The sequence below is a fragment of the Candidatus Symbiopectobacterium sp. 'North America' genome, from assembly GCF_015762685.1.
GTDB lineage: Bacteria > Pseudomonadota > Gammaproteobacteria > Enterobacterales > Enterobacteriaceae > Symbiopectobacterium.
Genome location: NZ_PEHF01000004.1, coordinates 21,788 through 33,959 on the forward strand (window position 1 = coordinate 21,788; position 12,172 = coordinate 33,959).

3 protein-coding genes and 5 pseudogenes are annotated in these 12,172 nt (G+C 54.0%); 2 read left to right on the top strand and 6 right to left on the bottom strand.

Features of this window, described 5'->3' with window-relative positions:
• Positions 1-296: 296 nt before the first annotated feature.
• The 4 genes and pseudogenes from CS369_RS22810 to ygfK all read right to left on the bottom strand — a co-directional run bounded on the left by CS369_RS22810 (position 297) and on the right by ygfK (position 6,246).
• Positions 297-725, bottom strand: a complete 429-nt coding sequence (locus CS369_RS22810; protein WP_244664700.1) for a hypothetical protein — start codon at positions 723-725, stop codon at positions 297-299.
• 90 nt (positions 726-815) lie between these two features.
• Complete coding sequence (locus CS369_RS22815) at positions 816-1,634, bottom strand: hypothetical protein (protein ID WP_244664701.1); 819 nt, start codon at positions 1,632-1,634, stop codon at positions 816-818.
• Between the two features lie 184 nt (positions 1,635-1,818).
• Positions 1,819-3,148 (bottom strand): annotated as a pseudogene (gene ssnA, locus CS369_RS01445) (putative aminohydrolase SsnA).
• A gap of 3 nt (positions 3,149-3,151) precedes the next feature.
• Positions 3,152-6,246: pseudogene (ygfK, locus tag CS369_RS01450) on the bottom strand (putative selenate reductase subunit YgfK).
• A 347-nt stretch (positions 6,247-6,593) separates the two neighbouring features.
• On the opposite strand from ygfK, the gene CS369_RS01455 reads away from it, so the two are divergent.
• On the top strand, positions 6,594-7,220 hold the full coding sequence (locus CS369_RS01455; RefSeq protein WP_196905717.1) for an XdhC family protein: 627 nt from the start codon (positions 6,594-6,596) through the stop codon (positions 7,218-7,220).
• Positions 7,221-7,394: 174 nt separating this feature from the next.
• Here the strand turns inward: CS369_RS01455 and hydA are convergent.
• Both hydA and dpaL read right to left on the bottom strand, forming a co-directional pair.
• A pseudogene (gene hydA / locus CS369_RS01460) lies at positions 7,395-8,764 on the bottom strand (dihydropyrimidinase).
• A gap of 29 nt (positions 8,765-8,793) precedes the next feature.
• Positions 8,794-9,990 (bottom strand): annotated as a pseudogene (gene dpaL, locus CS369_RS01465) (diaminopropionate ammonia-lyase).
• A gap of 413 nt (positions 9,991-10,403) precedes the next feature.
• On the opposite strand from dpaL, the pseudogene CS369_RS01470 reads away from it, so the two are divergent.
• Positions 10,404-12,163: pseudogene (locus CS369_RS01470) on the top strand (sigma-54 interaction domain-containing protein).
• The last annotated feature ends 9 nt before the right edge of the window (positions 12,164-12,172 follow it).

The following is a 12,172-nucleotide window of genomic DNA, read 5'->3' on the forward strand; positions in this document are numbered from 1 at the left end:
TATCCTGCGTAATAAACCAAGCGTGATGTAATAAACAGCAATTCCCATACCACAATAAAACTGACTCGGCGGTAAAGTATTTTAACGACAGGCAAACGGTTGCATTTTTAAGCAAACGATCACCTTTTTTATAAAAAAGATAATTGTGTATTTAATGAATAATATTGATGAGCCATATTACACCATAAGGTGGCATATGCACGCCTTAATGACCATATAGAGTGCATGGGTATAGTGTGTTATAGAACATATAAAAAAAGGTATCCATTACGGATACCTTTTTAGAAAAAATAACATCAGAAATTATATTGCAGAGAAACGCGATTCTGCCAAAACGAATAATCGTAAACCGGCGAGGTTTGCACCCCAAGGAAATTAGACAAACTTAATCCTTTTAAAGCACCATCAAACTGATAAATACCAAAGACAACATATTCAGACTGATTGCGACTAGGCGCGCTAGCTGAACTTTTCAGGTCCATAAATGAATAATACGTCCCGATGCTCAACGCAGGCATCACTTGATAAGTAATCCGCGTAGAATAGGCGTTTCCGGTACCGAGATCCTGGGTGCTGATAAAATACGGTTGTGCGAAATATTTACCCGACGAGGTACTGCTGGAATACAGTGTTACCAGCGCCCCATTCAGATAGGCTTCAGGGTTGGAGACAATGTGGTTGTAGTTGATAGACCACTTCACTTTGCTGGTCGGCGTCAGCGCCAATTGCACGCCTTAAGAGGTGCTGTCTACTTCGCCGCGTAAACTCTCCCCCTCACAGCTACCGCGAATAAATTGCACGCCAATATCCGGCTGCTACGGCACGGCTTTCCACTGACTGTGCGCTTCGCTATAGAAAATATTCACATAGTCATCATAGCTTTCATACCATAACTGGCCAGTCAGGGTCATATCGCCCGCCTGTTTTGAGCGGCCCGCCCCCACGGCCCAGGCGCCATTGGTCTCTTCTTTAATCGCGCTATAAGCACTGGTCGCCAGGAATTTATCACTGCGCCACGGCTTGTAGCGGTATATCTTGGTGGCGTGTACAAAATCCGTTTTATCGCCCCAATGCATATCCACAGCGCGAAACAGAATGGGCGTAATAGGCCAGTCATAATCGCTCATAAAGGGAATATCGATGCGCTGATCTCCCGCCGTAAAGCGGAAATCCTGATACTGCCAACGCAACCAGGCTTCACTAAAACCGTTTTGATTGGTCGCCAATTCCGTCACGCCACGGCCAGCGCCCGGTGAACGCCACTGTTGTTGATAAATCCCACCAACGCCTGCGCTAATACCGTAATACGGAGCCGTTTGGAACAGAATATTATCGCCATAGCTGGCAGTATCCTGATTATTATTCCTCACGAAATAGGCATTCTTGGTGGAGTAATACAACGAACGCAACGAACCATGGACAGAACCGCAGCGCAACGCATCAAGCGCATTATCTACGCCGTAGGCATTTTGTTTGCAGGTTTGTCCCAGATTACTGCTCAGCGGTTTTATTGCTGCTGGCGATTCGGCAAAGGCGAATGTGGGTAATAACAGTGCGGCTGCAACGGTACTGATGGAAAATAAACGACCTGTGCGAATATCCCCGGGGAATAAAGATACAATGCTATGTTTCACAGTTAGGTTCCTACTACAAAAATTAAAGGAAGCCACCTTGCAACAAGGAATAGCCAAGTATAACAACGGCGATTACGTTATTTATGCAGGTTAGTTATTATTTTGATGATCACCCTCCGCTATTGCGGAGGATGAAGAATAATTGAGAATCTTTTTCTATTATTTCAGCCGTGTTTTTATTTTATTACGCGAGATTATCCATACGTTGCCATAATTTCTCCGCAGCCTGACGTGCGTGGAAATAAATCTCCTCGACATCAAACGGAAAACAGCGATTTTCATACACCAGATTCCCTGCCACCATCACACTGTGCACACTGGCGGAATTCAGTGCGAAGGCCAAATGCCCGGCCAGATTTTCAGCACACAGCGGCGCCGGGGAATGGTAATCGCAAATGTTTAAATCGGCCTGATAACCCGCAGCCAGCGAGCCAAACTGCGCACCGAAGTTACGCTCCAGCAACAGGTTACCGTTATGCAGGAAACGCAGGAAACTGTCTGGCCACAGCGTGCCGCCTGCATCGCGGTGCTTGAAGCAGGCGAATTTCAACTCTTCAAACATATCCGCGCCAATACCGTCGGTTCCCAGGGCCACATGACGATACTCCGCCAGACGCGGATTGTAGCCCACCTGATTGTTCATGTTGGAACGGGCGTTATGCACCAGACAAGCATCAAACTCATTGATCACCGCTACATCCTGAGCCGAAAGAAACAGGCCGTGCGCGATCAGGCTTTTCTCGTTAAGCAACCCCGCCCGCGCCAGTCGCACCATCGGATCAACACCATAGTGATGATGACTGTGAGACACATCATAGCGGTCTTCCGCAACTTGAATATGCAGCCCGCGTCCCGTGCTCTGAATCGCATCGGCCAACAGTTCCAGTCCGGCATCGCTCAGCGTGAACGGCGCGTGTGCACCAATGTGCGCCTCCACCAGATACGGTGTTTTACCCGACTTTTTATTCAGATCGATACGGTGAGCAAAACGGATATTTTCTTCCACGCCGCGCCGCAGTTCATCCAGCCCGCCATTGCGATCGGTGGTTTCATAGCAGGTCATGCCGCGCAAACCGGCGGTGAGAAAGCCACGGCGTAAAATATCCAGCGATCCGCCTATCAGCGACGGGGAGGCATGGTGATCGATAACCGAGGTACAGCCTTGTTTAATCGCTTCCAGCGAACACACCAACCCGCTGTAATACAGCGACTCTTCATCCAGCGCGCGGTCCAGTTTCCACCACAGGTTTTTTAGCGTGGAGATAAAATCCGGACAGGGGTCAATACGTGCCAGAATGCCACGCGCCAACCCGGAGTAAAAATGGTTATGGGCACAGACAATGCCCGGCATCACCAGTCGCCCCTGCATCTCTTTCACTGTCGCAGCCGGATAGCGCGCCGTCAGGTTTTTTCCCCACCGTGACGATCGCCGTGCCGTCAATAGCGATATCCACGCCCTCATCCACCCGAGCGGGTTCAAACTGCACCGCCGTTGCGTTACGCAAAATCAGCATGAATTACGCCTCCACCGCGCCAAGTAAATAGTGATGATGTTGATAAACCGTTGAAATAATGCGGCACATGTCTGCCAGCGCTGGCAATATGGCCGTACGGGTCAATAGCCAGATGATAGATCTGCTGCTCATGGCGCACCAGAATGTCATCTTCGTCCAACAGGAAGCCGGGATTGCTGCTGGCAGCGAAGTCCTGCCGCAAATTGAAGATGGTGACTTTATCGCGGTAGGGTTTGCCGTCCCACGGGCAGAACTGGGCACAGTTGCCGCATTCATTGCAATAGGCATCAATATGCAGCGTTTGGAAACGGTCACGAAAACCGGGCACCGCAATGGAGATATTGGCGCGGTTAGGGCAAACATCCACACACTTGGCGCACACATAGTTACACGACAGGCAACGCTGCGCTTCTTTCTGGGCAAAAGCGTCCTGTTCATCCGTTGCGACCAGTTGGACGTCTATCGTCCCTTTACGGCGATAGATATCTGCCGGGTCGGTATTAAGCCAGCGTTTCGCCGCATGGTCGTCGCGAATATTCTCACGCAGCAAAATGGCATCCGTCGCGCGCCGCGCTGCGCCGATTGCCGCCACAATGGAAGCCGGACCGCTTTGCGCATCACCGATAAGAAACACATTATTGCGCTGCGTTTCCTGCGTTTTGCTATCCACCACCGGAATACCCTTGGCCGACAGGGGAATCTCCATCTGCGCCAGCGCCGCATAGTCCGGTTCTTCCCCAACGGCGGAGACAAGGGCATCCAGATGCAGCACTTCGGTGCGCTCGGTCGCCAGAGAACGGGCTCGGCCCTGCGCATCGGGCTCGCCGGGTTGCATCACCCGTAGCGTCACGGCACCGTCGCTATCAAACCGTTCCGGATTCACCCAATAGCGGAATTCAACCCCGGCGTGACGCGCCTCTTCCACTTCTTCGCGCCAGGCAGGCATATCGCCTTCACCGCGACGGTAGAGAATGGTTACCTGCTCAACGCCCGGCACGCGCAGCGCGGCACGAGCGCAATCCATCGCAGTATTCCCCGCCCCCACCACGCCCACGGAACGCCCGAGCGTGAGCGGCTCAGCCCGATTGAAACGCCGCAGAAACTGGAATGATGACCACACTGCACGGTTATTCACCGCCAGCGCCACGTCGCGGCTGCAGTATGCTCCGGTGCCGACACAGACATAGGAAAAACAGCGCTGATGCAACGCATCAATCGTTAGTCCGCTGTCGCAGCCATATTCAAACTGCACGCCGTGCTGTGCGACAAAATCAATATCGTGTTGGATCTTTTCCGCCGGAATACGGAACTGCGGCACCACGTGGCGGACCACGCCACCAGCGCTCTTTTCACGCTCAAATATCGTGACTGGGTGTCCTGCTCGCGCCAAAAAATACCCGGTTGCCAGCCCTGCCGGACCTGCACCGATCACCGCCACCGGATGACGGTTGCCAGAACCGGCCGGTTTACACCAGCGCTGCTGATATCCCGCCCAGCCTTTTTCCAGCGCAATACGTTTGACTTCACGGATATTCAACGCACTGTCGTAATCCAGTCGGGTACAGTTGGACTGGCACTGGTGATCGCAAATGTGACCGGTAATAGCTGGCAGCGCGTTACGCTGATAAATCAGCTCCAGCGCCTCGGTATAGCGCCCTGCGCCGGCCAGACACAGATATTCGGGAATATCCTGATGGATGGCGCAGGCGCTGACACAGGGGGCAACATAACAATCGGACGGAGGCAAAACGCCACCGGCATCGATGGTCTCTTCGCGCTTCCAGGCTTTCTGGTGGTATTTCACCGTCAGCGCCGCCTGTGCCAGCGTCTCTAAGCGTGCCACGTCCACCGAGCTCATCGCCCAGCCCGCAGAGTTTTCAAGCTTTTGCGCACAGGCCGCCAGACGCAGATACCCACCGGGCTTCAGCAGATCGGTCGCCATGGTAATGGGATGAATACTGGTTTCATGAATCGCACGGATATTGAGCTGACTGGCCCCGCCGGAATAGGAGATGGGCAGCTTTCCTTCGAAATGGCGTGATAACACCGCTGCGACGTTAATCGAAATGGGAAACAGCGCCCGCCCCAACATGTACATTCATCGCCCGGTAGACTGTGTTTATGATTGCCGGCACCCAGCGTATTAGTGAGTTTTACGCCGAATTCCAACCCCTGCTGGAGTGCCGGCACCAGCAGACGCTCCAACATGCCCAACGCCCGGTCTAGCGGCAAGTCGTGCAGGAAAGAGGACTCTTTTAATTGGATATAATCAAACCCGCAGCCATCCAGAATTTCGCGAACACGCGCATAGCCAAGCAGCGTCGGACTCAGTTTCACAAAGGTATGCAGGCCCTTTTCTTCCAGCATGTAGCGGCAAATCGCTTCGATTTCATCGGGAGGGCAACCGTGCATAGTCGATAAGGTCACGCCGGTGACCAGCCGGGAAGGAATGCGCACAGGCAACTTCGCCAGTGCGGTGCGGGCGTGGTGCACCACGCCATCGAACAGGGTATCAACGTTAGCGATCCACTGCGCCAGCGTCTGGCGATAGCGCTGAAAAGCGGGTGAATTCGCGGCATCCATCAGAGTGGCAATAAAGGTTTGCATTGGGGCTTGTTGAATGCCTTTCAGGTCATAACCTACGCTCATATTGAAAATAAATGAGCGGCCTTGTTCAGGCGTGCGTGGGGCAAACAGACACTCCAGCAACCACAGCGCAAACCACGCTTTAAGATATTCATCCGCCGTTTTTACCAGCGTAAACTCAGTGGACCATTCGGTATTGAACCCTTCATCTTGCGCATCAATACAGGGCTTTTCCAGCTCCAGTTTGTCCAGAATCTGCACTTTTTTCAGTTCAATAAAACTGCCGCCGGTCAGCCATGCAGTAATGATATTTTGCGCCAACTGGGTATGCGGCCCTGTGCTGGCCCCACCGGGGTGTCGCAGACTTCACCGAACACACGCATTTGCCGAGCGGGATTGCGGCGATAGAACTGGCTCTCAGGGATGCCAAAAATAGAGCGACTTTGCTGGTATTCAGAAAACATTCTCTCCAGCAATTGCTCAAACGGAATGGGACGCATCACATCACCCACATTGCTCTCCTTTATTTGTTCTTTTTTTGAAAATAAATCGAACGACATTGTTGTTGTGCTTAAAGCAATATGCAGGCCAGAAATAGGCAGTCAGGGAGAGGGGTGAGGGAAAAAGGCGCTATAGCGTGTTCTGCTGACCAGATTAAATACGTATGGCGAGGGTGAAAGGGCGGGATGATCAGGGTTAGCATCACGTTTTTGCAAATTAATAATCGCATTTCTCATTTTGAGAAAATAATGGGAGTTTTCCCGAAATAACTCGTGCCATTACGCGCCAAAATAAACCAATACGCAGGCACAGAATTTGCATTACCCCATCATCAGTCATGATTTATGCGAGGTATGCAATGGGGCTTTTTACTCAGGCAGCGGAATTGGAAAAAAACAACCGGGCTTTTGCCTTTATCCAGATCGTAGAAAGTCGCGGCTCTACACCGCGCCACAATGCCAGCATGCTGGTTGATGAAGACGGCAACAGTCTGGGAACCATCGGCGGCGGGATGATGGAGCGGTTGGTACTGGAGCAAGCAAAAGAAGCGTTAGCGCAAAGACAACCCCGCGTATTTAGCGGGCGCATGGCGCGTCAGGGTGAAGGAGTCGTTGGCTCGGATCGCGGCAGCGCCATGAAGATACACATCGCCGTGCAGCCACGCGGGCCACAGTTGGTCCTGCTTGGTGCGGGCCACGTGAACCGCGCCATCGCAGTGGTGGCCGCGCCGCTCGGCTTCGAGATCGCGCTGATGGATACCTGGAAAGAGAATCTGGATCACCCGGATCTGCCGCCTGCCAGCCGCAAATTGCTGGTTGAGAGTTTCACCGCCGGTATCCAGCAGCTGACGCTGGATGATAACTGGTATGTGGTGATCGCCACCAACCATCAGGACAGAGAAGCGTTGGAACACACCATCGGCAGCCCGGTGCGTTACCTTGGCTTGCTGGCCAGCCGAAGAAAGATCCAAACCTTTCGCGCCTAGCTTGAGAGGCGTGGCGTCGATGCTGCTGACATCGCCGCGCTGCGATCGCCGATTGGGTTGGATATCAGGGCGGAAACCCCATAGGAGATCGCCATCAGCGTGATAGCGGAAATTCTTCAGGTGAAAAGTGGAGCCAGTGCGGTATCACTCCACTCCACCACGCTGGCTGTCGTATCAAAATAGCGCATCGACCAACGCGGCGTTAAACGGCTTGCGGCGCAGAAAGCGCCCATGCCCTCACGCCACACCACCTCACCACGGCTCAAGGTCATGATCGGCCAACCTTGGCATACCATGCCTTCATAGGGAGAGTAATCGCCATTATCATGCATCTCATCGTGACGCAGCGTAACGCGCCGCTGCGGGTCGAACAGCACCAGATCGGCATCCGCGCTGGGCATCAGGTTACCCTTCTGCGGCCACAGGCCAAACAGTTGCGCCGGACGCGTGCTGGTCAATGCGACAAATTGCTCAGAGCTGATTCGTCCTGTCGATACACCGTTCGAATAGAGTAATGCCAGACGATTTTCCACGCCCGGCAACCCGTTCGGACAACGGCTGAAATTCCCACCGGAGAGCATGTGGCGTTGATGCAGTGAAAAATTACAGTGATCGGTCGCCAGCGTGGCGATACTGCCCTCAGCCATCCCTTGCCATAACGCGGCCTGCTCTTCCTGCCCACGCAACGGTGGGCTGAGGATGTATTTGATCCCGTCGGGGTCATGGTAACGTTGCTCATCCAGCAGCAGGTATTGTGGACAGGTTTCGGCCCATACCGGCTGCCCGTTGCGCTGCGCCAGACGGATATAATCCAGTCCCAACGCGTTGGACAGGTGAACGATATACAGCGGCGCGTTATCGGCTAACGACGCCAGATTAATCATGCGCGCGATCGCCTCCGCCTCGCAGGCGACGGATCGGTTCAATGCATGATAAATCGGCGACGTGTTCCCCTGTTGCACAAAGGCATAGCGACGCCATCGAATCGCCGCGTCATTTTCCGGATGTACCGTGGTTAACGCGCCTACCTGACGCAGCCGCTGCAACACCGCTGCATCATCCAGTTTGTACTGATAGGTAAGGTAGAGTTTGAAGCTGCTGATCTCTTCCTGCTCCACCAGCGACGCCATTTCATCCAGAATGGCATCGTCGACATGCTGCACCACGCCGTGAAAGCTGCAATCGATCGCCGCCTGCCCCTTCGCATAAGCGTGATAGCGGCCCAATTGATGATGCAGGTTGCATCCCGCCGGACCAAAGCCCATATGATCGACAATGGTGGTGGTACCGCCGCACGCCGCCGCACGAGTGCCGGAAAAAAAATCATCGCAGCTGCGGCCAATGCCGACATCGATATTGAAATGGGTGTGTACATCAATACCGCCGGGCATCACCTGATACCCGGTTGCATCAATCACCGCCATCTCGGGCGTGATGGCGATATTGGGCCCACGCTGTACGATCCGCCCCTGTTCGATCAGCAGATCTTCATGATACTGCCCCAGGTGATCGATCAACGTGCCGCCTTTGAGTAAGCGCTGCATAGTATTCTCCTGCATCAAGTTGAAGACGGTTAATCCATCAAGGGACGGCCTTCCCACACCACTTCCCGGTAGTGTTGTCTGTCGGTATCGCCTTCAGAACTGACTACCAGCACGCAGGAGGACGAATCCAACCCCAACTGAGCCAGCAGCGCCGCGCGATCCGGACTATGCAGTATCGCCGCCAAGACCCCCATGCCGACAGCACCCGACTCACCGGAAACGATGCGCGCATCCTGCCCAAGCGGATTACCCAGCACCCGCATACCCAGCGCGGTGACGCGATCTTCACAGGAGATAAACTGGCGGGAACAATCTCGCAGGCGCGGCCATCCTAACGGATTGGGTTCACCGCAAGCCAACCCCACCATCATGGTATCCATCGCACCACCGACAGCGACGATCTCCCCTTGTTGCGCTGAGCGAAACAAACAGTCAGCGCGATCCGGCTCCACGATCACCGCATGCAATTTATCTGCGCCATAGCAATTCACCAGATAATCCAGCACCCCCCGCCGCCATCGCGCCCACGCCAGCCTGAAGAAAAACGTGTGTTGGTGTTGGCCAGTCGTTCTCGGCAATCTGTTCTACCGCTTCCACCGCCAGCGTCGCATAACCTTGCATTATCCAGGAGGGGATTTTTTCGTAACCGGGCCAGGCGGTATCCTGCACCACTTCCCAGCCCTTTTCCTGCGCAGTTTGCATGGTCAGGCGCACGGTATCGTCATAGTTCATGTCAGTGACGATACATTCCGCCACCAGCCCGGTGATGTGTGCGACACGCTCCGCAGACGCCCCCTTGGGCATATAGACCACAGCCTGTTGCCCTAACGCTTTGGCCGCCCAGCAACGCCTCGACCGTGATTGCCATCCGTGGTGGTGGCGAAGGTAATGCTTTCCGGCAGTGCCGCGCGGCCTTGCTCAAACGAAAAATCCTCCAGAGAGAAGTGATATTTTTCGCACACGCAGCGGGCGATGGCATAGGCACCGCCGAGAATTTTGAAGGCGTTGAGCCCGAAACGTTGAGATTCATCTTTCACCAGCACCTGCCCTACGCCTAATTCAGCCGCGAACGCCGTCAGCGAGTGCAGCGGCGTCGGGCGATAATCCGGCATCCGTTGATGAAAGTTGCGCGCCTGTTCTGCCTGTTCCCGGCTGAACAGTTCTGCGCCGTGCGGCGTAAAGTAAGCGTTATCGGCAATCTGCATCCGTAGTGAAAACGTTGACATGTTGGCATCCTGATTTTGATTAAATGATTCACCCATAGCTATTCCATATCCATGTTTCAATATCTGTGCCAGTTTGTAGTTGCAGCACCCAGCACAGCACAATGTCGAATAATCAAAAACAGAAAAAAAGCGTGTTTGCGCCGCATGGCAGACGGATAACAAAATGACATTACGCTTTGTCATCCTCGGCGAAAGCCTAATATCTCTTTGAGAATAAAAGTGTTTCTTCTGCACGGGATTCCCGCTTTCGCGGGAATGACGGCGGTGGGCGGGAGTGACGGAGCTGCGAGGTCATGACAACGGTGAGCAGCCATCAGGCCTGACTGTCGCATTGCGACAGACGAACCGGTGATGCCTATTCTCAAAATGAGAAACTGCCGCGAGGCGCTTTACCCGATACAAGAGCGTAGCCCATGACCAGCCAGACCCTGTCACTGATGCATATCCAGCCCACCATTCGGCATTTCACCCAGTGCTCAGTCAGGTATTACGGCTGGAAGTGGAGATCGTTGATAACAGGTTGCTGCGCGTGGCAGGCAGTGGACCCTATCGTACCCACATTGGCCATCCATCGGATAACACCCACCTGCTGCAATACGTCATTGATAACAAGCAAGAGAAAGCGGTCATTCACTCGCAGCACGATCCGATTTGCCAGGGTTGTGGTCAGTATGGCAACTGCGGCGAGCTGGCGTTTCTTGACCTGCCAGTGATGCACGGTGAGCGCTGTCTGGGCGTCATCAGCCTTGCGGCTATAAATGCAGAACAGCAGCAGCGATTGCAGGACAATATCACCGTATTTTCCGATTACGTTCGGCATATTGCCTCACTGCTGATCGCTAACCTGACGAAAAACCCCACCGCCAATGATGGCATGGATGTGCTGTTCACCACGCTCATCAACAGCATGGATCAGGGTATTCTGGTGCTGGATGAGCATGGCATTATGACGTTTGCCAATCAGAATGCGCTGACGCTGCTCAACACCCGCTGGGAAACCCTGGTCAACACGCCGGTTACCATCCGTCCGTTGGTGGCCAGCAAAGATTTCGCCAACGGCAATGCACAGCATGTGATCGCCTTTGCGGCCCAGCAAGAAGTGGTGATCGGGCAGCATCATAACGGTAACAACCGGCAGTTGTTCTTGTTTGCTTTTCACCAATCTGAGCGTCCCGCGCCGATCAATGAGGCGGACAGCGAACCCCGTATCGGCCATTTTATCGGTAATGCGCCTGCGGTATAGGCGCTGAAACAGCACATCGCGCGTTTTGCCGATATCCCCTCCAGCATCATGATCACCGGTGAGAGCGGCAGCGGTAAAGAGGTACTGGCGCGCTCCATTCATCAGGTGGGACGGCGTAGCACGCACCCTTTTATTGCCATCAACTGTGCGGCGATACCTGAGCATCTGCTGGAGAGTGAACTGTTCGGTTATGTCAAAGGCGCATTTACCGGTGCCGCACCGAATGGCAAGGCGGGGCTGATTCAGTCCGCCCATCTTGGCACCTTGTTTCTCGACGAGATTGGCGATATGCCATTGACGTTGCAGACCAAGCTGCTACGGGTGTTAGAAACGCGCGAAGTGATGCCGCTGGGGGCCAGCAAGCCGGTGGCGGTGGATATCCGCATTATCTCTGCCACCCACCAAAATTTGACGCGTGCGATCGAAGAGGGAAACTTTCGCTAGGATCTCTACTACCGCCTGAAGGTGATACCGGTCGAGATCCCACTGTTGCGCGAGCGCACGGCGGATATAGAACTGCTGGTGCACCACTTTCTCAATCTACACACGCGCCATATTGGCAGCACCTACCCTGGCGTGAGCCGGGAGGTAATGGCTTTGCTGCGTGATTACCGCTGGCCGGGCAATGTGCGTGAATTGAGTAATCTGGTGGAGTATCTGGTGAATATCGTGCCCGACGGCGAGGTGATTGATCCGACGCTGTTGCCGCCGCATTTTCATCGAGCCACAACCACCACGTTGCCCGCCGTTGAAGCTGTTACGGCAACAACACCAGCCGTGCCCCCGAGCCTGAAACAGCTGGAACATCAGCGCATTATCGAGGCGTTAGGTCGTGGCGTGAGCAAAGCACAACTGGCGCAAGAGTTGGAGATCAGCGTGGCAACGCTGTATCGCAAAATCAAAAAATACGGGCTACGTGATATTCACTAGCACGTTCTC